Genomic DNA, 21,887 nt, shown 5'->3' on the forward strand with positions numbered 1-21,887 from the left:
CTATATTTGTTGCTTCATCGCTAAAGCAACCTCAACCAGTACGCTAAATGTTAAAGTCGCGAATGGTTGAACGAAGTAACCTCTCACCGAGTGCAAAATAAAAACCCATTTCGTCTATACAAAATGAGTATCAACACGGTTGAGGACGTGGAAATCCAGTACGCCATTTAACAAATGTTAATACTGTCTCGCTATAACGGGCGAACCCGTTGACACCTCATATTGGCATCAACACTCAAAGGCCATTTTCAAACTTTCTTTCTGGATCTTCTTTCAGCAAACGAAGACTCTCTGTGCCAGCAGTGTAAGTTCTACTTTCCTTATTGCTGTGTTTCAATGCGTTGTGAACTTGTTATCATTAAGTTTATAGAGTGGGGGTTTATTTGTCAACCACTTTTTCTGAAAATAGCGATTTGGTGTAATTCGAAAATGATGGAGAAGTCTTGCTGTATCTAGGATAAATACTTGTTTAGTAAGAGAGAAATTTTTTACAATAAAGAGTAATGAATCACACATGAGGGAGTGCAAAGCATGGCGTTATCCAACGACCAACGTATCGCGCAACAAGCAGACGAGAAAGTTCAATCTATACCTATTCAGCAAATTAAACCGAATCCTTATCAACCACGCAAAACGTTCGATGAAGCGAAGTTAAATGATCTCGCTGATTCGATTCGTCAACATGGTATCTTGCAACCTATCGTGCTAAGCGAAAGCGTTCAGGGCTATTATATCGTCGTGGGTGAGCGACGTTATCGTGCTTCGCAACTTGCTGGTTTGACTGAAATGCCAGCGATTGTGAAAGCTCTGACTGAGACAGATATGATGGAGCTGGCGATTATTGAGAATTTACAGCGTGAAGATTTGAATGCGATGGAAGAAGCGGAAAGTTATCAGAAGCTGATGGATGATCTACATATTACGCAACAAGATGTCGCGAAACGTTTGAGTAAGTCTCGGCCATATGTCGCGAATATGTTGCGTTTGTTGAACTTGCCTAAATCAGTGGCAGATATGGTAAGAAAAGGTGAGGTTTCTGGTGGTCATGGACGCACATTGCTTGCTGTTAAGGACGCGCAAGCGATGAAGCGGTTAGCCAACCGGGTGTCTAAAGAACAGTGGAGCGTCCGGTATTTAGAAAGTTATTTAGCGGACAATGAATCTAAAAAGCAAACCTCTCAGAAAGCGACTAAGCAAACGAAACCTCGCTTTATTCAAAAACAAGAACGCCAGCTCAAAGAACATTACGGCACGGATGTGACGATTTCGACACGAAAACAGAAAGGACAGATTACCTTCGAATTCACCTCAGAAGAGGAATTTAAGCGTCTTATTCGTCAACTCAACCGAGAATGATGAGGCATTCTTGTTGCAGCTGTGCGCACAAGAAAAATCGCTTGTCTAAGTAAGAGTGGAGTGAGCCTTCTGAAACTGCTCTAACCTTCATAGACAAGCGATATTGATGTTATCTTCTTTGATTTAAAGCACGATTGATTTCTGCGACAGATTTTTTATTTCGCTGATACTGAATGATCCAAATAATGCTATAAATGACGATGTAGATAATGACAAAGCTTATAATAGGAGCGACTTTGAGTGGAAACCATCCTGCTAAAATGGCTAAAGGGAAGAATCCACCGAACATCAATATGAAATGAGCGATAGTAATCTTCCATAGTGACCACTCTGCACGTTCGTATAATAGTCCACCTACAAAGAATAGGATACCGATAAGCGCCCAAATAATGATGGAAATCAACATAATCATAGGCTCATTAAGGTGTGCATAGTAAAGCTGCCCCATTGTGGAAACAGGTGATTGAGGATAATAGTGTCCGTGCCCAAAGATAAAGCTAAAGACGAGCGACAAGGCAAGACCGATTATGATACCTAACATACTACTTCTAAAGATTCCTCTCATAGTGACAACCTCTCCTTAATTAATTTAAGATAACGACGCGATGAATGCGTATAATCTACATTATTGAAATAAATGCGAATTAACCCGTTGGCTTGAAGCTGTAACTTATAAATCGCATCGATGTTCACAATTTCAGACTTTGAAATGCGTACGAACTGTGTAGGAAGCGCAGATTCAAGTTCGTATAAACGATAAGTAACCCTATATTCTGTGTCACGCGTGCATGCATAAACGTTTTTATTCAGTGACATAAATGAGCGAATGTCCTTGATGTCGAGAAAGTAAATATCACCCTCAATGCTTCCTTTGATTTCTGTTAACCTTCCTAAGTCATCGACATACGAGACGAGCTGTTGAATCTCTTCTGTCATCTCAGGTCCCTCAATTGAGATCTGTTCTTCGGGATGGGCACTTCCGATATTGAGTTTGAGTTTCACATTCACCTCTCCTCTCTTTTGTTCATTCGTTAAGTATAGTAAAACACATCTTAAGTGCTGATAGCGGCATCTTAGACAACTGGTAGAACAGACGAGATAAGTGGTCGTTTTAAACAGCCCTTAACATATGGTGGGGGTCAAAGTATGATAGGACTCACTTATTGACTATACAGGTGAGTTATTTTATATTGAATTCTTGATAAGTTACGCTAAGAGTAAGGGTTAAGCCCAATTTGAACATTCTAACGTACGTCAGACTCATTGAGTTAGCAGGATCTCCGCTCATTTCGACCTCAAGGTGGAGGGCAAAGTTTGAGTGAAGGTTTATACTGATGAGTAGATATTAGAGGAGGTCTTTCTTTGAATCAGGTATTAAGCATCTTAAAGTCCATCGCTGAACCGTTAACGAAACCTGAGACTTACCAACACTTCGCCTCTAAAGCGATTATGGTTATCGTCTATCTTATCGTCGCATGGATTGTCATCAGAATCTTAAATAAGATTATTCAGCAGTTCTTTAAATTGCAGAACAGAGGTAATAAAGGAAATAAGAAACGTTCGAAGACGCTTATTTCGCTCGTGCAGAACATCGTCAGTTACGTCGTATGGTTTATCGTCATTACGACCATCTTGAAGAAATTTGGTATTAGTGTCGAAGGTATCATCGCCAGCGCAGGTGTTGTAGGTCTGGCTGTTGGTTTCGGTGCTCAGACAGTTGTGAAAGACATCATCACAGGTTTCTTCATTATCTTTGAGAATCAATTCGATGTCGGTGATTACGTGAAGATTAATAGTGGCGGTACGACTGTCGCAGAAGGTACTGTGAAGTCTATTGGTTTACGCTCTACACGTATTAACACAATTAGTGGTGAGCTCACGGTCTTACCAAATGGTAGTATGGGCGAAATCACTAACTATTCAGTGACGAACGGCACGTCTATTATAGATATTCCGGTTTCTCCAGAAGAGAATATCGATAAAGTGGAAAAACAACTCAGCGAATATTTAATTACGATTCGTTCAAAATACTATTTATTCGTTTCTGATCCCACTGTCATCGGTATCAATTCGCTCAATCGTGATGAAATCGTGCTCGGTATTACAGCTGAAACGATTCCAGGAGAAGGCGCAGCAGGTGGCCGTATTCTACGCAAAGAGATTTATAATTTCTTTAAAGTAAAAGGGATTAAAATGCCTAAACCGCTTATGGTACAATATGACCCGGATAAAGAATAATTCCGCTCGCGAATTCGGAGGAGTGACAGCTTAATGAATAACTACGGTTTAAATGATATTATAGAAATGAAGAAGCAACATGCATGTGGAACAAACCGTTTTAAGATTATTAGAATGGGCGCAGATATCCGAATCAAATGTGAACATTGTCATAGAAGTATTATGCTTCCACGTCAGACTTTTAATAAAAAAATCAAAAAAGTACTTGAATCTCATCAAGATACTGAAGAATAAGGAGAATGAAACATGGCTTTAACAGCAGGTATCGTAGGCTTACCTAACGTCGGGAAGTCTACCCTTTTCAATGCAATAACTAAAGCAGGGGCGCTAGCAGCGAACTATCCTTTCGCAACAATAGACCCAAACGTGGGTATCGTTGAAGTGCCTGACAGTCGCTTAGGCGTCTTAACGGACATGGTAGAACCTAAGAAGACTGTTCCCACAACTTTCGAATTCACTGATATTGCAGGTATCGTGAAAGGGGCTTCTAAAGGTGAAGGTCTCGGAAACAAATTCCTATCTCATATCCGTGAAGTAGATGCAATTTGCCAAGTCGTGCGTGCGTTTGATGATGATAATGTGACGCACGTTTCAGGTAAAGTCGATCCAATTGATGACATTGAAGTAATCAATATGGAGCTCGTGCTCGCAGATTTAGAATCTGTTGAAAAACGTTTACCTAAACTTGAGAAGATGGCACGTCAAAAAGATAAAAATGCCGAAAATGAAGTGCGCATTTTAACACGCATTAAAGAGACGCTTGAAGCGGGCCAACCCGTACGTAGCTTAGAATTTGATGCAGAAGATCAAAAATTCGTGAATCAAGCGCAATTGCTTACATCTAAACAAATGCTATACATTGCGAACGTTGGCGAAGACGAAATTGGCGACGACGATAACGAGAAAGTCAAAGCGATTCGCGAGTATGCAGAAAACGAAGGCTCTACAGTCATCGTGATCAGTGCGAAAGTCGAAGAAGAAATCGCAACATTAGACGATGAAGACCGCGACATGTTCTTAGAGGACTTAGGTCTAGAAGAGCCAGGACTCAACCGTTTAATTCGCACAACATATGACTTGCTTGGTTTAGCGACGTACTTTACTGCAGGTGTGCAAGAGGTACGCGCTTGGACATTTAGAAAAGGCATGACAGCACCACAATGTGCCGGTGTTATCCATACAGACTTCGAACGTGGCTTTATCCGTGCCGAAGTGACAAGCTATGAAGATTACGTAGAATACAATGGCGAGAACGGTGCGAAAGAAGCAGGTAAGCAACGTTTAGAAGGTAAAGACTACATCATGCAAGATGGCGACGTCGTGCACTTCAGATTTAACGTGTAAGTCTTGCTGAGTGTAGCGTAATCCGATTGCTACAGAAGCTCACTTTCCGTATGTGGAAGGTGGGCTTTTTTGTGTGTGGTAGTAGATTTTATGGAAAAGAAGACGGTCGGGCGTCTAAAAATTTGAGAATTTCGCGAGTATTTGAAAGGTTTATGAGCGGTGTGTAGACGCACTTTCGTATATAATAACTTTATTAAATGACATAATAATCAGAAAATGAGGAGTGAGCAACATGATGAGCGATTGGTTTATGTACATATTGATTATTGGAATGATGTTGCCAGAAATGATTATTGGAGCGAAGAAATTGTACCAATGGTATCATTCACATGGAGCTGATAGTAAATAATATGAGAAAGAGCCTGGAACATTAAAAGAAATTTGTATCTAATATGAGGGGAATGATACTTAAATTGAACATACAATGAATTTTCAATGTGACCTCGAGACGCTTGATGGATCTAGACCACAACGAAAATCCATTCCTAGAGCTCGTAGAGCGAAAGGAATTAGTTGAGTGTGGTCCCATAAGCAAGCGAGAGGCAAAACATTGAAAATTGAATGAAATTTAATGTCGTTCCAGGCCCTATTTCAATCTCAACTTATGAAGTGAACCATTGTGCATTCACGTTAGAATCGAGATAGTTGGCATCCACATTCTGTTGTAATTCAGGTGAATAGTAGCTATCTGTGTATTGCCATAACACTTTCTCGCGTGACGGTTCTTGGTTCGTGTAAGACGCCATCCAGTAGCCATCATAGTCACCTACTGAGTTCGCTGCGTTCTGTAACATGAAGTTCTCATAAGAGTAGAAGAGGACTTTCTTGTTACCAGCAAGGCTCTTCATTTCGTCATACCAAGCAGAAGTCGCTTCGTCTGTCGTACCTGAAGTCACTGAATTCTGTTCGAAGTCATTCACGTAGAAGCTTGCTTTAGGTGCGCGGTTGTAAAGTGTTTGCGCTTCGTAGCGTGCATCTTGCGCATTCTCGTACATGCTGTATGAGTACACGCCGAATTTCATTCCTGCTTGGTCGAGGAGTGCAGAGTTGTGTTCTAACGTCTTATCGACATATTCAGAGCCATATTGGCCACGGATGATGATGAAGTCATAGTTCTTCTTCAATTGATTGACTTGCGCTTGAGTGAGCTGTCCTTGCCATTCAGAAATGTCTAATACGCGTTCACCTGAAGCGGTTTGACCACTTTCAGCTGAGCGGAATGGTGAACCGTTTTGATCGTTTGAGTCAGGTTTTTGAGCTTTTTCAGGGTGTTTTTGTAAGTATTCTTGATAACCAGACCCCATTGTCCCTTTGTGTTGTTCTGCTGCGTGTGAAGTTGAAGTGATTGCGAGTGTCGATACGCCGAGGATTCCTGCTGTAACAAGTCCTTTTTTGAGTGATGAAACCATATATGATACTCCTTTATACTTATTTTTGGATAAAATTAAAGTAAAGCTAGTCTTATATATAAGTGAGAACATATTTAAATTCCAAATATAATAGTAATCGTAAAAGATTAAATAACGTTTGACAACCGTCCGCCCCAATTTTATAACAACTCGTAATACCTGTAATCACATTGTAAATAGTTGGAGTAGAAAAATCGTCTCAAATCAACATGAAGAGGATTGTAAAAAGTGAAAGTGTCTGATATAATTCTAGATTGGAACTAATGAAAATTATTCCTTGGGATGAAATGGCTGAAGTAAGGCACTACGGTGTCTGAATTGAGTCACGAGATTCCCCGCATAGACCATAAGGAGGTGCAATACACATGGCAGCAACATACGAAGTAATGTACATCGTTCGTCCTAACATTGAAGAAGATGCGAAGAAATCAGTTGTAGAACGTTTCAACGGCATCTTAGCTTCACACGGATCAGAGGTTTTAGAAACTAAAGATTGGGGCAAACGTCGTTTAGCTTACGAAATCAATGACTTTAAAGAAGGATACTACAACATCGTACGTATCAAGACTGATAACAACGAAGCTACTGACGAATTCCAACGTTTAGCTAAAATCAGCGATGACATCATCCGTTACATTGTTATCAACGAAGACGATGACAAGACAAGAAAATAATATGGGGGCGCTTAAATGATCAATAGAGTTGTTTTAGTAGGTCGCTTAACGAAAGATCCAGATTATAGAACAACACCCTCAGGCGTGAGTGTAGCGACATTCACTCTTGCCGTCAATCGTACTTTTACCAATGCGCAAGGTGAACGCGAAGCTGATTTCATTAACTGCGTTGTCTTCCGTAAACAAGCAGAGAATGTAAGCAACTATCTCTTTAAAGGTAGTTTAGCTGGCGTTGACGGTCGTATTCAATCACGTAGCTATGAAAACCAAGAAGGTCGACGTATCTTTGTGACTGAAGTGGTTTGTGACAGCGTTCAATTCCTTGAACCTAAAGGTCAGAACCAACGTCATCAACAATCTAACAACAATTTCCAAGACTTCGGTCAAGGGCAAGGATTTGGTGGCCAACAGTCCGGTCAAAATACGTCGTACAACAATAACTCATCAAACAATAATCAATCTGACAATCCATTTGCGAATGCGAATGGTCCGATTGATATTAGTGATGATGATTTACCATTCTAAAGTAAACGAACGGATATAAATAACAAATATGAATAAGGGAGGCAGTTAACCATGGCAGGTCCAAGAAGAGGCGGACGTCGTCGTAAAAAAGTATGCTACTTCACAGCGAATGGCATTACTCACATCGACTACAAAGACACTGAATTATTAAAACGCTTCATTTCAGAACGTGGTAAGATCTTACCACGTCGTGTGACAGGCACTTCTGCTAAATATCAACGTATGTTGACTACAGCAATTAAACGTGCGCGTCAAATGGCGTTATTACCTTACGTTAAAGAAGAAAACTAATACTGAGATAGATGAACCTCGTAGGCATGTGCTTGCGGGGTTCTTCGCTTATTATCGTGCAATAAGGTGGCTTTGACTCGAGTGCGGGCTGAGTAGTGTAATGAGGGAACGCGCCGAAATAAGTTAGCGTGTGGATTAGGTGAGTTAGTGGAGTCGAAGCATGGCGTAGACGAGCGCTGCATTCATACTCGTGTGCAGAATGCGCTCTCCGCGAAGTGTGAAACCATTTTACCGTTACTAGAAAAAGCCTCACTAATACATACAGAATAAGGTATATCACGCTTGCTATTCACGACGAACCTCGGGTTATGCTATGTTAAACCTAAGCACGTAACATGAAATTAATGTTATATTGAGAGTGAGAAAGATAAAGAAGGTGAAAGAATGAAATCTTATGCGAAAATCACTGCACAAGGGGCTTACGTACCTGAGAAAGTGATGACGAACGAAGATTTTGAAGAAATCGTAGAGACCTCCGATGAGTGGATTCAGCAACGTACAGGGATGAAAGAAAGACGTATTGCTGCGGAGGACGAATACTCTAGCGATATGAGCTATCAAGCTGTATTAGACTTACAGAAGAAATATGACGTGGATTTATCCGATGTGGATATGGTCATCAACGCGACGCTCACACCGGACTACAAGACGCCGAGTGTGGCCTCTTACGTTCAAGCGAGACTCGGTTTAGAACATGCAGGCGCATTCGATGTCAATGCGGCATGTGCAGGCTTTACTTACGCTTTAAACCTAGCGAATGGCTTGATTTCCTCAGGTCAGAACAAGAAGATTCTCGTAATTTCTTCAGAAGTGTTATCTAAGATCACAGATTATACCGACCGAACAACGTGTATTCTCTTCGGTGATGGCGCGGGCGCATTCCTCGTAGAATACACTGAAGAAGACCCAAGCTTCATCGCAAGCACATTCGGTTCAGACGGTGCGAAAGCGCCAAACTTATATTGCACTGAACACAATCAGACGATGTTCGGTGAAGATCTAGAGAATCCAGGTAAGATTGTTCAGAACGGTCGAGGCGTTTACAAATGGGCAGTAGGTAAAGTGCCTAAGATTATTGAAGAAACATTGGCTAAGACAGATTATACGACAGACGATTTAGCGTGGTTCGTACCTCATAGCGCCAACGCACGTATGGACGAATCTATTTGTGAACGTGCAGGTCTCGATAAAGAGAAGCTATTGATGAGTTTAGAGTACTTCGGTAACACTTCTTCAGCTACGATTCCACTCGCGATTGATTTAGCGATGCAACGTGGCCAAATGAAGAAAGGTGACTTGACGTTACTCGTAGGCTTTGGTGGCGGTCTCGCTTATTCTTCAACGTTGATTAAGTGGGATTTATAAGCGAAGAGTTGTATAGTGCGCGTTTTAAGTAAGTTTGAGGGTGATGAACTCACTGCTTAAAGCGCGTATTTTTATAAAATGAAAGGGGAAAATGGGATGACGAAAGAAGAAATTCAACAACGTATCAGAGCGATTTATCAAGATATACTCATCGACTTGAAAGAGGAATGTATCGATGATTACTTTGCGACGGATTACACGCAAGTAACGGATCACGATAAAGTAGATTTAGCTGGATTTAAAGCGCATTTGAATAAGCTGAAAGAAGTCGTGGAGAAGTTAGAGGTTGAATCATTTAAAGATGAGTTGGTTGATGAAAGTCAGCGCAGTGTGTTTCTGAGATATGATGTAGAAGTATTGAAAAAGGACGGCTCAGAAGGTGTCGTGGAAGTGTATGCGATCTTTAAGTTTAATGAAGATGGAAAATTGGTATCCTGTCGAGAGCTGACACAAGAGAGCAATCGAGAAGTTCAAGGTCTCGGAAGTATTTCATAAGTATAGTAAAAAGCGCGTGTTTACTTGGTAATGAGGGAAATCAAGTATCCACGCGCTTTTAATTTGGGTTGAGGATGGAATGACTACATAGAATATTGGACCACATCCTCAAAGTCGTATTTCTTAAGTAACGTACAGCCTAGCGGATGTTGACCTTGGTCCACATGCATATTGATGTCTTCAAGTACGTCTAAGATTTCGTATTCTGGTGTAGTAATGTCGAATGTGTATTGGAACAAATGGCCTTGTGTAGACATGACTGTAGCAACGAGTTCTTGTCCTTCCATGTTATAGTCTAACAATTTCATACTTAACCCTCCTGTAACGATGTAGTATGTGCATTCAGATTAGAATTATTATAATCTATAAGCTATCGTACTGTACTATACCACGAATTTAAAGGGTTATGCATGAATTTTAGGGATTAATTTAAAATTATTCTAATCTAGTGAGAGTGGTTATCAGTTAAAACGTTTTCGCCATTATAGAGGAGGGTGAAGTCGAACTTTAGAGAGATAATAGGGACAATAGGGGATAATAAAAAAAGGTGGCTACAAGAGCCACCCTAAGAGTAATATGTTCATGAATATAAAAGACTAGTAGTTAAACTAACTACACTTTCATTCTAGCATAAAATTGATATCGACACCACGTTTGATTCTATAATTTCTTATATTTAATAAGATTCAAATTGTAATATTGCCAAAATTAGAACTTAAAGGTATAAGTGTAATTTTAGACTTATTATATTGGTTATAGAGTTTATTATTGATAGAATGTAATGCGTGTGGAGGTGAAATAATATGGAAGAATTAGGTTCATTTATTATTATCAGTTTATTGATTATTATTGTTCCTGGTCCTGACTTTTTTATCGTCATGAAAAACTCAATTTCAGCAGGGAAGCGTAATGGCTTAACAGCAGCAACAGGTATTGCGACAGGACATTTAGCTTATTCACTACTCGCAGTGTGTGGCCTAATCGTAATTGTAAGTAAATTTCACTGGCTCTTTGTGACAGTCAAATTATTTGGTGTAGCCTATTTAGTTTATTTAGGCGTGCGCAGTATTATTAGTGCGCGTCAAAGCATGAACTTCTCAACACGCGGCATTGAACAACATGAGACGAAGTATTTCACTTCTTTCCGTCAAGGCTTTCTTAGTACGACCTTGAATCCGAAAGCGTTACTTTATTATCTCAGTATCTTACCTCAATTTATTAATACAGGTGAGGGCTTGAGTCTGCATATTCTAATATTATTAGGTAGTTTAATTATTTCGATTTGGGTATGGTTTATCTTCTGTGTTTATGTATTTCAGTACATCAAACGGTTCTTCGCCAACCGCGTATTTAAAGCGATCTTTGACTACGCAGTCGGCTTTATCTTAATCGGCTTATCTATCAAGTTATTGATTGGCTAATGAGTATTTTGCTTGTTGTAAAAGTCGTTGAAGTAGACTCAAGAAATCGAGGATAAGGCAACTTTAAGCGAGGATTCTAGAAAGCGCTAGATGCTTTTTAGAATCTCAAAGCTCGCCGTTTTAGTCGCTTCGGTAAAACGAATTTATTGATACATATTATTTAATAAAAATGCTCCGTTTCGAGATACAATTACTTGAAACGGAGCGTTTTATAGTTATTTATTATTAATTAATTGAACAACCCCACTGATAATCATGACGATAGTGGTTAAAGCTGTGACAAGTCCAGGAATATAGTTTCCAGTGAAGATCATTATGATTGGTAGCAAGACGAGCAATATCGCACATAGAAAATGCCATATTGCCGAAATAATGCGGCAAGGTAAATTTTTAAAATAGGCTAAAACGACGGCAGGTAAGAAAAAGATAATAAACGTAACCACATTTGCGACGAGCTCTTTGGGTTGATTTAAGTTTACGGTATGCGCACCAGGCGGGTTAGAAGCGGCTGTCACAACCTGTGTAACTACAATAAGTACGAGAGCTAGTAATGCCCAAGATATGCGAGAAATCATTAAAGAACCTCCTATGATATTAAAATAAAATACTAACCTTATTCTTGCGAAATTAGATTATTTTGTCAAAATAGAGTTGAAATTAATAAATATATGAGACTGAAATTTATTTGTTAAGTAGAGCGCGAGTCACATTATAGGTTTGTATTTGGTAGGGTAGTATATAAGTGATGTCACTATTACGAAATCGGTCCATGCCTGTGATGAAGAGACAATGAAGTCAAACAGATTTCTGAATTTCTTCTCCAAAAAAGCAGGACAGAAATCCAACTGATTTCTATCCTGCTCCTTATTACTATCGTTAATCCCTATAAGTGCAATATTTAAATCAACAAGTGAATGCATTAGAGCATCTTAGGAAAGATGAAAGAGATAATTGAGATTATCTAAGAAACTTCCTAATAGTACTGCTAGAATCACTGTAGTTACGCTTAGGAACACATGTAGTGGTCGCATTTCATTCTTCTCTTGTTTGTCGAATAGTACAAAAGCGATGAAGACAGCAGTAATTGCTCCAATGAGAATCGTTAAGACCATAAATCTGCCTCCTCAGTACTAACGTAAGCCCTTGTTGTTAGTTATTGTATCAAAGCAGATCTATAAGAATAAAGCGAATTTGACGCAAAAAACCTTACAATCATGTAAGGTTTTTTACACATATTTAACAATGGTGACAGACCTAAAAATGATAATTCTTTCATCACAAGGTTTCATACGAGATTATAGTCTGTCATATTTGTAATATTTGATGATAGCAGGTTGAATTTTTGAGAACGAAATTTTACAGCATTAAACTTATTTATCTACTGCATCTGTTTTAATATTTTTAGATTTTAAGAATTTCTTGATTTTCTTCTGTTGTTTACCATTCACATCGCCTGCATATTTCGTAGAAACATCGACAACATTGAGCTCGTTTTGAGGCTGGTAATCAAGTTCTTCAATATCTTTATCTGCATCTTTAATTGTGCTGTTAAGAGCAGTGAAATATTTAATGATACGGTCTACGTTATCTTTATATCCAGCTGGAAGCGTGTTGTTTTTCATATATTTCTCGAAACGTACATCGTTTTTAATAGAAAGGTGAGATAACTTAGTAAGACGGTCTGCTTGTTTATCTGTAATCTTTTTGTCAGAACCATACTGTCTGTCTAATTTATATTGCATCAAGTATTTATTATCAAGAATATCAGAGTTCACATCCACATATTTTTGAATTGCTTGATTAGCTTCTTTCTCTGATAACTTTTTGCCTTTCGTCTGGTCTTGGAAGATGTCCTTTTCTGATAGTTCTTTTACGTTCTTAGGCGCATTTTTAGAACTATGATGTTGATGATCTTCGTCTTTGTTGTTACATGCTGCGAGAGTGAGTGTAAGTATCATTATTAATCCGAGAATCAGACTTTTCTTCATTGTACAAGAATCTCCTTTAGTGTCCGTATTACATAACATTTTCACCTTTAAGGGTACCATGATTTAGAGGGTAAGAACATTAATTTTAACCGTAGATTCATGACATCTTCTTGAACGAATGACGAGGATCCTCGGTCTTCATAAAATTAAGACGCATAGAAGAATTTCACATTCTCCTATACGTCTTTGCACATTTCTTTCAAAATAAGACTGCCGGACGTCTTATTTTCTAAACTTATCAAATTGAATCACGTTACTTTTATGTTTAGCGGCTTCTTCAAGTCCTCGACGTGTATGCCCCTTGAACAACCAAACATGAACGTGTGGACTAACTTGTTGAAGTGCTTTAATAAATGCTTGAGATGCACCGTTTTTAAACTTTAATTCTGGATTCTCTGTAATATCTTTAACCATGTAGTCAATGGATTTTTCATCTGGCATGAGTTTAAGCATTGCGACCATTTCTTGTAATAAATCATCAGTATCTAAAACAGCACTACCCTTATAGTAACGTTTTAATATGTTCTTTAAGTTCTTAACATAGGGATTTTCTTCTGCGTCGCTTTCGTACACTATCTCGTCATACATTGCATCTAGAGATTCAGGTACATAGTAGTCTTTGACCAGATTTGAAATCTCCAGCATTTCTTCTCCCACATTATTACGATATAGAGGATGAATAACGTAGTGATTCTTAATGACATATCTGTTATCAAGTACTCTACGACACTCAAGTTCGATTTCTTTCGCACTCATCTTATCGTTGAAGTATTTCTTCCAGAGTTTCGCTAGATGTTGCGTACTCACTATACCGTAGAACCAAACTGCTAAGTGGCAGAAGTAGTGAGCTATATCATCTTCCATAGATGGTTCATCTTCAAATAACGAATCATCTGATTCTAGAAGTTGTTTGAGTGCTTCCTCATCACCATTATTGAGTGCTTCGAACATCTGAAGTAGTTCTTGACCTTCTTTAGAATTAGCCATTTCAGGATCTGCTTTAAGTGATTCTATGAGGACTTGATTTTCTTCAAAATACTGCTGGTCTGTCATTTCGTCTTCATCATCTTCATCCATTTCATCAAAGAACTCATCAGCCATAGTCTCAAACCATTCATCTTCAAACTGAATGATACGTTCGTATAAATCAAACGGAATAACTAGAATATTCATGAAAGGATGATGATAGAAGATGATTTCCTCAAGTGGATAAGGGTTTACAACATCTTGAAGACTATTTCTCATTTGGCCAATCATCGTATCCTTATAGTTGTCATTCTTAGGATCGAGCTCCACCAAGATATTATATAGAAACTCATTATCTGTCATGATACGTTTATGAATCATTTTCGCTAGTTGTTTTTTATTTTTTTGAGAAAAGCCCTTAATAGCGTAAGTTCTACAAATGTCTTTCAATTCATCCACTGTAAAGTGTTCTACTAAATGTTCATAGAATAACATTTGTTCGAGCTCAACACGTGTTTCATAGATCATTTGATGCTTTCTTACTTGCATATCTTGTTCATACGAAAGATCACTAATTTCAGGATACTTGTTATCAAATACCTGTTCATTAAATAAATTTAAATCAGAAGGAGAGATATAATATTCATCTATACTGTAATGTTGTAAGATATTAAAACCTATAAGAAGGCGTATGTTATTACCTTCCTGTATAGGTATAATCGTAAGTTGATTTCCTTCTTTAACTAAGTCTTCAATTTTTTTCTGTCCAGCTTCATTCAACTCGTTATAGAGTGTTTTGTAGCCTTCTTCATATATATAATTCGCTAATTCCATTGGAAATTTGTCTCTCTCTTGAATATCAAAGTAATCGTATAAATCAAGTGCTTCTTTTTCCGTCATTTTTGTAAAATCAAGCATAGCACACCTCATCATTTTATTTCATTATCTCTAATATAACATGAAATTTACTTAGTATTGGGCGTTTCATTTTTCCATAGGCATCTCGTTCACAGAATCCTTATTACTATATTTAATATTACTATAAATTAAATTCGAAAAAAGTAAAAATAAAAAGAGAGTCTCAATCGCTTTGAGACTCTCTTTATCAATCGCGCAAATTCGTTTTAATAAATGATAGGTGGAATATGCATTAATTACGAATAATATAATCGAATGCATTGAGTGCAGCGTTTGCGCCTGCGCCCATAGAAATAATGATTTGTTTGTTGCGATCGTCTGTCACATCACCAGCTGCAAAGATACCTGGTACGCTTGTGGCATTCTTACGATCGATCATTACTTCGTTACCTTGGTTTAACTCAACATAGTTGTCGAGCCATTCTGTATTAGGGAGTAAACCGATTTGAACAAAGATTCCGTCGAGTTGAATCTCGTGTTCTTCACCTGTTTCTTTGTCTTGATATTGAATGCCTGTCACGCTATCTTCACCTAATACTTCAGTAGTTTGGGCATTTTTAACAATCGTTACGTTTGGTAATTCTCTTAAACGTTCTTGTAATACGTTATCCGCTTTCAATTCAGGATTACGTTCGAGTAAGGTTACATTTTTAACAATACCTGCTAAATCGATTGCGGCTTCAACACCTGAGTTACCTCCGCCGACAACTGCGACGTCTTTACCTTCGAATAAAGGACCGTCACAGTGTGGACAGAATGCAACACCTTTGTTAAGCAAACGATCTTCACCAGGAATTTGTAATTTACGCCAACGTGCACCTGTTGCGATAATCACTGTCTTACTCATCAACTTCGCATCATTGTCTAATGTTACTTCAATACCATTGTCTGTCTTCTCGATACCTTTAGCTTGAATACCTTTCATCACATCGACGTCGTATTGGTTGATGTGATCTTCAAGTGCAGATGAGAACTGAGGGCCTTCTGTTTCTTTCACAGTGACAAAGTTCTCGATTGTGGCTGTATCGTTAACTTGGCCACCGATACGGTCAGCGACGATACCTGTACGTAAACCTTTACGTGCTGTGTAAATCGCTGCAGTACCGCTCGCAGGGCCACCGCCTACGATAAGTACATCGTAAGGGTCTTTGTCATTGAATTCAGAAGGGTCAGCTTTACTGCCGAGTTGGTTAAGAATATCTTGAACAGACATACGTCCGTTGCCGAATTCTTCACCGTTTAAAAAGACAGCAGGTACAGCCATGATATCTTCGGATTCGTCTTTGAAGACTGCACCGTCAATCATAGTGTGCGTGATGTTAGGGTTCACAACACTCATCAAGTTGAGTGCTTGAACGACATCTGGACATTTCTGACAAGTTAAACTGACGAATGTCTCAAAGTGAAGTGGACCTTCTAAAGATTTAATTTGGTTGAGCACACTTTGCTCTTCTTTAGGTGGACGACCACTTACTTGAAGTAGTGCGAGCACGAAAGAGTTAAACTCATGACCCATTGGGATACCGGCGAAAGTGATGCCAGTATCCTCATCAGGTCGATTGACAGTGAAACTTGGTGTACGTTTAAGGGATGCCTCTTCAACTTGGATTTGAGATGACATCGCTGATACTTCGTCTAAGAGCGCTTTAAGTTCTTCAGACTTGTCATCAGAACCTAAACTTGCGCGTAAGACAACGTCACCTTCCATGAGTTGAAGTAATTGTTGTAATTGTGACTTTAACTCATCATTAAGCATTTAAATCAATGCCTCCTTAGATTTTACCAACTAAATCAAGGCCTGGTTGTAATGTTTCAGAACCTTCTTCCCATTTAGCTGGGCAAACTTCGCCTGGGTTCTTACGTACGTATTGAGCAGCTTTGATCTTACGTACTAATGTGCTTGCGTCACGGCCGATACCTTCAGCATTGATTTCAGCAGCTTGTACAACGCCGTCTGGGTCGATGATGAATGTACCACGGTTAGCAACGCCGCCTTCTTCGTCTAACACGTCGAAGTTACGAGTGATAGTTTGAGAAGGGTCACCGATCATTGGGTATTGTACTTTGTTGATTGCTTCTGAATGATCGTGCCAAGCTTTGTGTACGAAATGAGTATCTGTTGATACAGAGTAAACATTTACACCAAGTTCTTGTAATTTGTCGTATTGATTTTGTAAGTCTTCTAATTCTGTAGGACATACGAATGAGAAGTCAGCTGGGTAGAAGCAAAGGATACTCCAAGAACCTTTTAAATCTTCATCTGATACTTCGAAGAATTCGTCTTTCTTAGGATCATAAGCGTTTGCAGTGAATGGTAAGATTTCTTTATTGATTAAAGACATAGATAAACATCCTCCTGTTTCGTAATCTGTTTTTTTGAATTAGAATTATCAAGCTCTGTTATTAACGCTTGTTTATAATAATTCTAATCTCTTAAGTCTAATTATCACATGGCATTATCAATTCGTCAATATAAGCGCTTTTGAGTAAAAGTGCTGAGATGATAGGAATTTTAAATGCATCTTAACAGAATTTAACCTCGTTTAACAAAATTATCATAAATTCTAAGAGAAATCGTGATGATTGAGACAGAATTTCAATTAGAGATAGTTATTCTCAACTGAGGGGAGCCGTGTTAAATCTCCCAACGGTATTTGAAAATACTCAGTAAAGTAACTCTCTCTTTCCTTTGTAGAGTAACTTCTAATCTTCCAAAAACAACATCAGTGTAAAAAACACGGCAACCCTCATATATGGGCTGCCGTGTTTCATTATCATCTCACTTATCTTTCTCGATCCCAATAACGTACGCGTTCGAATGCTTGAACGATAGCTGTTGGATCATCTGAAGTGATGACACCTGGCGCGTCAAAGTTCACTTTACTGTTTGCCATTTGTTCTTTCGCTTTCTCGTTCACAACAATTGGTTTGTTGTGTTTGTATGCGAGTTCCGCAAACTCTTCAGCTGCAGGATGCATATCTGAACCATCTGAAATCACGATCAAGCTATCGAAGAGTGTTGGATGTGCAGTGTCGTATGTTTCAGTGATACCGAAGTCTTCAGAAATTGCTTTAGGGTGTGCACCGACAAAGGCATAGTTAAGATGTTTGTCTGCGAAGACTTGTGCATAAGATTTCAATGTTTCTTCACTGATATCACCGTTTGTCGCTACTGCTACTGAGTGACCTTCGAGTGGAATGTTATATTTCGTCATTGTGAGTTGGCTATCTTTCGCATCTGTTTGAACTTCTTCATTTTCTTCAGGAAGCTCAACGCCGACATTCTCTGCAACGCGTTCTGCGAGTTCACGGTCAACTTTATTCAATTGATTTACCGCATTTTGCTTAACGCCAATGTCTTTACATTTACCGATTTCGAATGAGAAACCATCGACAGTGTGGTCGAATTCAGGTTGCGTTAAACTGTTGAGATACAGTTTCGCTTGAGTGTAGTAATCCTTAAAGCTTTCACTACGTTTGCGAATCTTGCGACCTTCCACTTTTTCTTGATAGTGCTCATAACCGCCTTCTTCACGTGGCGTTGTATGAGGATCGTTGTTATTAAGATAGTTTTTATGATAAGCCGTTTGACCTTCATGCTTGTTCATTTGATGCATACCGTCACGTTGGTTGTTATGCACTTCGTTCACTGGGCGGTTGATAGGAATTTGGTTAAAATTAGGTCCGCCAAGTCTTGAAATTTGAGTATCTGTATATGAGAATAAACGACCTTGTAATAATGGGTCATTTGAGAAATCGATACCAGGAACGATATGACCAGGGTGGAATGCAGCTTGTTCTGTTTCATCAAAAACGTTTGTAACGTTTTGATTTAACGTCATTTTACCTACAATCTTCACAGGAACTTGATCTTCTGGCCAAATCTTAGTTGGATCTAAGATATCAAAGTCGAAATCAAATTCTTGTTCTGGACGGATGATTTGTAAGCCTAATTCCCATTCAGGATAGTCGCCTTTCTCGATAGATTCGTATAAGTCTTTACGGTGGAAGTCGACATCTTTACCGTGAAGGATTTGCGCTTCATCCCACACAAGTGATTCAAGACCTTGTTTCGGTTTCCAATGGAATTTCACGAAGTAAGATTGACCTTCTTTATTCACTAAGCGGAATGTGTGAATGCCGAAACCTTCCATTTGTCTAAAGTTCTTCGGAATACCGCGGTCACTCATTGCCCACACTGCAGTATGAGTTGACTCAGGGTTCTGAGCGAAGAAATCCCAGAATGTATCGTGCGCTGAACCACCTTGAGGTACTTCGTTATGAGGTTCAGGTTTTACCGCATGAATTAAATCAGGGAATTTAATTGCATCTTGGATAAAGAAGACTGGTATGTTGTTACCTACGAGGTCAAAGATACCTTCGTCTGTGTAGAATTTCGTCGCGAAACCGCGTACGTCACGCACTGTATCAGGTGAACCTTTAGAACCTTGAACAGTTGAGAATCTTACAAAGACAGGTGTTGTTTTTTCAGGATGAGTTAAGAAATCAGCTGATGTATATTCAGATAAGTCTTCATATACTTGGAACTCCCCGTGTGCACCGAAACCACGCGCGTGCACGATACGTTCAGGAATACGTTCGTGGTCGAAATGCATGATTTTTTCTCTGAAATGAAAGTCTTCAAGTAGACTTGGACCACGATCGCCGACTGTTAATGTGTTTTCATCTTCACTAATTTTCACGCCATTATTCGTCGTCATGGCTTGTTGATCATTATTTTTACGAAATTGTTGCAATTGTTCTTGCTTTTTATTAGACATACTATTCCCCCACTTTCTTACTGTTTTTATTCCACGATTATTAAAAACAAAACGTTATTCAAAGCGACAGTGAATTGAAATAGCGTGTTATTCATTGGGTGTTTAAAAGTGTTGTTTACGAGGAATAAAAGGGGAGTTCGTTAATGCAGAAGAAAATCCCAGTTATTCTCTATATGAGCTGGGATAACTGGGAAGTATGTCTTGCTCTCATTTATCAAACTTATTTAAACGTTACTTTAACACTACCGACATCTGAATAAGACGCGTCGTAAGTGCCTTTTTTAACTGGAATTGGAGAGATAAAGGTACCAGAAGAAATCACTTGTCCGGCTTTCAATTGTTTGCCGTGATCCGCAAGTTTCTTCGCTAACCACTGTACAGATTTCACCGGGTTGCCAAGGACTTCAGTTGAGTCTCCAGTTTCGATTTCTTCGCCGTTGAATGATAGAGATAACTGAATGTCAGCGAATTTATCGTAAGAGAGTGGCGCGACTTCTTCTCCAACGACAATTAACCCTGTAGCTGTATTGTCCGCAAGTAAGTCACCGAGTGTGAAGTTAGGGAACCAGTCTTGATAGCGTGCGTCTGGCACTTCGATACCTGGTGCGATGCGTACGCTATCTAACACTTCTTCGGCACTTGGGTCTTGGGGTAAGTCTGCCGTTAGTATAAACATGATTTCTGGTTCAATGAGTGGGTCAAATAACTCAGAAACTGCGATTTCACTCTCATGTTTAAAGACCTTATTTGATAGTATTGTGCCATATGCAGGTTCATGTGTGTTGGCGATACTTTGTGTAGCGGCGCTTGTCATGCTGACTTTGTAGCCGGCCACCTCGACGTTCTGTGCATCTTTAAGTTGCTCGATGAGTAAGTCTTGTGTTGCGTAAGCTTCAGGCTCAGACAGTTCTACACTTTTACTGATAAAAGGGATTGGTTCGTGATCCTGAAAAGCTTTGAATAATTGTTGTGCAACCGTTTGATTGCCTTGTGTCATATAACATCTCTCCCGATTTAGAATTCTGAAAATTGTTACTAATATCTTAACGATAAATACACAATTATGCAATGGAAGAGCCGAAATTGACCATGCAATATTGAATTGAGTTCACATTTTACCGGAAGAAGAATTCGCTTTCGCAGTTTGTTTAGCGGCTAAATAGGGTAAAATAATATCAATCATCAACCGATAGAAATTGGATGCATAAAGGAGTGAAAGCATGGGGGACTATGTTTACAACTTATTAACACAACATCACTCAGTCAGACGGTTTAAAGACCAACCGCTCCCTGAATCTGATGTTCAACACATCGTGGAAGCAGGCCAAGCAGCTTCAACGTCTAGCTACTTACAAACATACTCTGTCATTGGTATTGACGATCTTCAAGTCAAAGAGAGCTTGAAAGAAGTTTCTGGGCAGCCGTATGTAGAAGAGAATGGTTATTTATTCGTCTTCGTCATGGACTATTATAGACATTCGGTCATGGATGATGAACGTCAAGAAGACTTGAAAGAGGCGTTTGGCTCTACTGAGAACTTACTCGTAGGGTCTATCGATGTCGCGTTATTGGCTCAAAATATGGCAGTCACTGCTGAAGATATGGGCTATGGCATCGTCTATCTTGGCTCATTGCGTAATGATGTTGCGCGTGTGAAAGAAATCTTAGACCTCCCTGACTATACCTTCCCACTATTTGGTATGGCAGTAGGTGTGCCAGCGGATAACGAGAATGGTTCACCTAAACCGAGACTTCCTTTCGAAGCGGTCTTCCATAAAAACAAATATATTCATGATAAGACACAACATCGTCAGTTATTGAGACGTTACGATCAAACGGTAAGTGATTATTACCGTCAACGTACGAATGGAGAAAGAACGGAAACTTGGTCTAACCAAGTGATTAACTTTATGAGTACGAAACAACGTCTTGATATGTTAGATGAGTTGAACAAATCAGGATTTGTGAAGAAGTAAGGAGATAGAGGGCTCTGTGTAGACGTTTGATAAAGTGAAATAGAAACGGATACGCTGAGTCCTTTTTAAACATATAAGCCTCAGAATGATTGAAACTGTGCCTCTACAGTAAATACTATTCAATCGTCATCGCTACTTAA

General features: G+C 39.1%; 23 protein-coding genes and 1 other annotated feature (1 of these 24 cut by a window edge). Of the genes, 11 read left to right on the top strand and 12 right to left on the bottom strand.

Annotated features, from left to right (window positions below):
• Positions 1-336: a binding site (T-box leader), on the bottom strand (it extends 35 nt beyond the left edge of the window).
• A 186-nt stretch (positions 337-522) separates the two neighbouring features.
• Positions 523-1,356, top strand: a complete 834-nt coding sequence (locus CD126_RS00435; protein ID WP_411912618.1) for a ParB/RepB/Spo0J family partition protein — start codon at positions 523-525, stop codon at positions 1,354-1,356.
• Positions 1,357-1,465: 109 nt separating this feature from the next.
• On the opposite strand, the gene CD126_RS00440 is transcribed toward CD126_RS00435, so the two are convergent.
• The gene (locus CD126_RS00440; protein WP_049405383.1) at positions 1,466-1,921 is read right to left on the bottom strand and encodes a DUF3021 domain-containing protein; all 456 of its coding nucleotides are present in this window, start codon (positions 1,919-1,921) and stop codon (positions 1,466-1,468) included.
• The gene (locus tag CD126_RS00445) at positions 1,918-2,358 is read right to left on the bottom strand and encodes a LytTR family DNA-binding domain-containing protein (RefSeq protein WP_049405381.1); all 441 of its coding nucleotides are present in this window, start codon (positions 2,356-2,358) and stop codon (positions 1,918-1,920) included. The genes CD126_RS00440 and CD126_RS00445 overlap by 4 nt, the downstream gene beginning before the upstream one ends.
• 360 nt (positions 2,359-2,718) lie before the next feature.
• Between CD126_RS00445 and CD126_RS00450 the strand changes: the two genes are divergently transcribed.
• From CD126_RS00450 to ychF, 3 genes are read left to right on the top strand one after another with little or no spacing between them, the layout of a single operon-like run.
• Positions 2,719-3,594 carry a mechanosensitive ion channel family protein gene (locus CD126_RS00450; protein WP_049405379.1) on the top strand — a complete coding sequence of 292 codons (876 nt, stop codon included), beginning with the start codon at positions 2,719-2,721 and terminating at the stop codon, positions 3,592-3,594.
• Between the two features lie 33 nt (positions 3,595-3,627).
• Complete coding sequence (locus CD126_RS00455; protein ID WP_002472788.1) at positions 3,628-3,828, top strand: DUF951 domain-containing protein; 201 nt, start codon at positions 3,628-3,630, stop codon at positions 3,826-3,828.
• Positions 3,829-3,840: 12 nt separating this feature from the next.
• Positions 3,841-4,938 (top strand): redox-regulated ATPase YchF, encoded by a 1,098-nt coding sequence (ychF, locus tag CD126_RS00460; protein WP_049405377.1) that lies wholly within the window; start codon positions 3,841-3,843, stop codon positions 4,936-4,938.
• 602 nt (positions 4,939-5,540) lie between these two features.
• Here the strand turns inward: ychF and CD126_RS00465 are convergent.
• On the bottom strand, positions 5,541-6,347 hold the full coding sequence (locus tag CD126_RS00465; RefSeq protein WP_002472751.1) for a GH25 family lysozyme: 807 nt from the start codon (positions 6,345-6,347) through the stop codon (positions 5,541-5,543).
• A 365-nt stretch (positions 6,348-6,712) separates the two neighbouring features.
• Here CD126_RS00465 and rpsF point away from each other — a divergent pair, with 365 nt between their 5' ends.
• The 5 genes from rpsF (at position 6,713) to CD126_RS00490 (ending at position 9,697) form a co-directional block, all read left to right on the top strand.
• Positions 6,713-7,021, top strand: a complete 309-nt coding sequence (gene rpsF / locus CD126_RS00470; RefSeq protein ID WP_002472759.1) for a 30S ribosomal protein S6 — start codon at positions 6,713-6,715, stop codon at positions 7,019-7,021.
• A 15-nt stretch (positions 7,022-7,036) separates the two neighbouring features.
• Positions 7,037-7,546, top strand: coding sequence for a single-stranded DNA-binding protein (gene ssb / locus CD126_RS00475; RefSeq protein ID WP_002472790.1), 510 nt, complete (start codon positions 7,037-7,039; stop codon positions 7,544-7,546).
• Between the two features lie 51 nt (positions 7,547-7,597).
• Positions 7,598-7,837, top strand: coding sequence for a 30S ribosomal protein S18 (gene rpsR, locus CD126_RS00480; protein WP_049405376.1), 240 nt, complete (start codon positions 7,598-7,600; stop codon positions 7,835-7,837).
• 384 nt (positions 7,838-8,221) lie between these two features.
• A complete protein-coding gene (locus tag CD126_RS00485; RefSeq protein WP_049405375.1) occupies positions 8,222-9,202 on the top strand; it encodes a ketoacyl-ACP synthase III in 981 nt (326 codons plus the stop codon).
• Positions 9,203-9,298: 96 nt separating this feature from the next.
• Positions 9,299-9,697, top strand: coding sequence for a hypothetical protein (locus CD126_RS00490; RefSeq protein WP_049405374.1), 399 nt, complete (start codon positions 9,299-9,301; stop codon positions 9,695-9,697).
• Positions 9,698-9,780: 83 nt separating this feature from the next.
• On the opposite strand, the gene CD126_RS00495 is transcribed toward CD126_RS00490, so the two are convergent.
• Positions 9,781-10,005 (bottom strand): hypothetical protein, encoded by a 225-nt coding sequence (locus CD126_RS00495; protein ID WP_002472778.1) that lies wholly within the window; start codon positions 10,003-10,005, stop codon positions 9,781-9,783.
• 495 nt (positions 10,006-10,500) lie between these two features.
• Between CD126_RS00495 and CD126_RS00500 the strand changes: the two genes are divergently transcribed.
• Positions 10,501-11,118 (top strand): LysE family translocator, encoded by a 618-nt coding sequence (locus CD126_RS00500; protein ID WP_002472774.1) that lies wholly within the window; start codon positions 10,501-10,503, stop codon positions 11,116-11,118.
• A 215-nt stretch (positions 11,119-11,333) separates the two neighbouring features.
• Here the strand turns inward: CD126_RS00500 and CD126_RS00505 are convergent, their stop codons facing one another.
• The 8 genes from CD126_RS00505 to CD126_RS00545 form a co-directional block, all read right to left on the bottom strand.
• Positions 11,334-11,693 carry a hypothetical protein gene (locus tag CD126_RS00505; RefSeq protein ID WP_049405373.1) on the bottom strand — a complete coding sequence of 120 codons (360 nt, stop codon included), beginning with the start codon at positions 11,691-11,693 and terminating at the stop codon, positions 11,334-11,336.
• Positions 11,694-12,047: 354 nt separating this feature from the next.
• Positions 12,048-12,230: a hypothetical protein gene (locus CD126_RS00515; RefSeq protein WP_002472733.1), complete on the bottom strand. Its 183-nt coding sequence runs from the start codon at positions 12,228-12,230 to the stop codon at positions 12,048-12,050.
• Positions 12,231-12,488: 258 nt separating this feature from the next.
• Positions 12,489-13,106, bottom strand: a complete 618-nt coding sequence (locus CD126_RS00520) for an NDxxF motif lipoprotein (RefSeq protein ID WP_103369873.1) — start codon at positions 13,104-13,106, stop codon at positions 12,489-12,491.
• A 222-nt stretch (positions 13,107-13,328) separates the two neighbouring features.
• On the bottom strand, positions 13,329-14,990 hold the full coding sequence (locus tag CD126_RS00525) for a hypothetical protein (RefSeq protein WP_049405369.1): 1,662 nt from the start codon (positions 14,988-14,990) through the stop codon (positions 13,329-13,331).
• A 232-nt stretch (positions 14,991-15,222) separates the two neighbouring features.
• On the bottom strand, positions 15,223-16,746 hold the full coding sequence (ahpF, locus tag CD126_RS00530) for an alkyl hydroperoxide reductase subunit F (protein ID WP_049405367.1): 1,524 nt from the start codon (positions 16,744-16,746) through the stop codon (positions 15,223-15,225).
• 16 nt (positions 16,747-16,762) lie between these two features.
• Positions 16,763-17,332, bottom strand: coding sequence for an alkyl hydroperoxide reductase subunit C (gene ahpC / locus CD126_RS00535; RefSeq protein ID WP_002472723.1), 570 nt, complete (start codon positions 17,330-17,332; stop codon positions 16,763-16,765).
• 441 nt (positions 17,333-17,773) lie between these two features.
• Positions 17,774-19,771, bottom strand: a complete 1,998-nt coding sequence (locus tag CD126_RS00540) for a catalase (RefSeq protein WP_070504009.1) — start codon at positions 19,769-19,771, stop codon at positions 17,774-17,776.
• A gap of 220 nt (positions 19,772-19,991) precedes the next feature.
• The gene (locus tag CD126_RS00545; RefSeq protein ID WP_103369874.1) at positions 19,992-20,768 is read right to left on the bottom strand and encodes a 2-keto-4-pentenoate hydratase; all 777 of its coding nucleotides are present in this window, start codon (positions 20,766-20,768) and stop codon (positions 19,992-19,994) included.
• A gap of 223 nt (positions 20,769-20,991) precedes the next feature.
• On the opposite strand from CD126_RS00545, the gene nfsA reads away from it, so the two are divergent.
• On the top strand, positions 20,992-21,747 hold the full coding sequence (gene nfsA, locus CD126_RS00550; protein WP_049405361.1) for an oxygen-insensitive NADPH nitroreductase: 756 nt from the start codon (positions 20,992-20,994) through the stop codon (positions 21,745-21,747).
• Positions 21,748-21,887 lie beyond the last annotated feature (140 nt).

Origin of the sequence: Staphylococcus pettenkoferi (genome assembly GCF_002902685.1) — a bacterium.
Classification (GTDB): domain Bacteria; phylum Bacillota; class Bacilli; order Staphylococcales; family Staphylococcaceae; genus Staphylococcus; species Staphylococcus pettenkoferi.

What these genes read in the sequence shown, in the direction of transcription:
- CD126_RS00440 (WP_049405383.1), bottom strand. Translation starts at nt 1,921, where the DNA reads ATGAGAGGAATCTTTAGAAGTAGTATGTTAGGTATCATAATCGGTCTT.
- CD126_RS00455 (WP_002472788.1), top strand. Translation starts at nt 3,628, where the DNA reads ATGAATAACTACGGTTTAAATGATATTATAGAAATGAAGAAGCAACAT.
- ychF (WP_049405377.1), top strand. Translation starts at nt 3,841, where the DNA reads ATGGCTTTAACAGCAGGTATCGTAGGCTTACCTAACGTCGGGAAGTCT.
- CD126_RS00465 (WP_002472751.1), bottom strand. Translation starts at nt 6,347, where the DNA reads ATGGTTTCATCACTCAAAAAAGGACTTGTTACAGCAGGAATCCTCGGC.
- rpsF (WP_002472759.1), top strand. Translation starts at nt 6,713, where the DNA reads ATGGCAGCAACATACGAAGTAATGTACATCGTTCGTCCTAACATTGAA.
- ssb (WP_002472790.1), top strand. Translation starts at nt 7,037, where the DNA reads ATGATCAATAGAGTTGTTTTAGTAGGTCGCTTAACGAAAGATCCAGAT.
- rpsR (WP_049405376.1), top strand. Translation starts at nt 7,598, where the DNA reads ATGGCAGGTCCAAGAAGAGGCGGACGTCGTCGTAAAAAAGTATGCTAC.
- CD126_RS00485 (WP_049405375.1), top strand. Translation starts at nt 8,222, where the DNA reads ATGAAATCTTATGCGAAAATCACTGCACAAGGGGCTTACGTACCTGAG.
- CD126_RS00490 (WP_049405374.1), top strand. Translation starts at nt 9,299, where the DNA reads ATGACGAAAGAAGAAATTCAACAACGTATCAGAGCGATTTATCAAGAT.
- CD126_RS00495 (WP_002472778.1), bottom strand. Translation starts at nt 10,005, where the DNA reads ATGAAATTGTTAGACTATAACATGGAAGGACAAGAACTCGTTGCTACA.
- CD126_RS00500 (WP_002472774.1), top strand. Translation starts at nt 10,501, where the DNA reads ATGGAAGAATTAGGTTCATTTATTATTATCAGTTTATTGATTATTATT.
- CD126_RS00505 (WP_049405373.1), bottom strand. Translation starts at nt 11,693, where the DNA reads ATGATTTCTCGCATATCTTGGGCATTACTAGCTCTCGTACTTATTGTA.
- CD126_RS00515 (WP_002472733.1), bottom strand. Translation starts at nt 12,230, where the DNA reads ATGGTCTTAACGATTCTCATTGGAGCAATTACTGCTGTCTTCATCGCT.
- CD126_RS00520 (WP_103369873.1), bottom strand. Translation starts at nt 13,106, where the DNA reads ATGAAGAAAAGTCTGATTCTCGGATTAATAATGATACTTACACTCACT.
- CD126_RS00525 (WP_049405369.1), bottom strand. Translation starts at nt 14,990, where the DNA reads ATGCTTGATTTTACAAAAATGACGGAAAAAGAAGCACTTGATTTATAC.
- ahpF (WP_049405367.1), bottom strand. Translation starts at nt 16,746, where the DNA reads ATGCTTAATGATGAGTTAAAGTCACAATTACAACAATTACTTCAACTC.
- ahpC (WP_002472723.1), bottom strand. Translation starts at nt 17,332, where the DNA reads ATGTCTTTAATCAATAAAGAAATCTTACCATTCACTGCAAACGCTTAT.
- CD126_RS00540 (WP_070504009.1), bottom strand. Translation starts at nt 19,771, where the DNA reads ATGTCTAATAAAAAGCAAGAACAATTGCAACAATTTCGTAAAAATAAT.
- CD126_RS00545 (WP_103369874.1), bottom strand. Translation starts at nt 20,768, where the DNA reads ATGACACAAGGCAATCAAACGGTTGCACAACAATTATTCAAAGCTTTT.
- nfsA (WP_049405361.1), top strand. Translation starts at nt 20,992, where the DNA reads ATGGGGGACTATGTTTACAACTTATTAACACAACATCACTCAGTCAGA.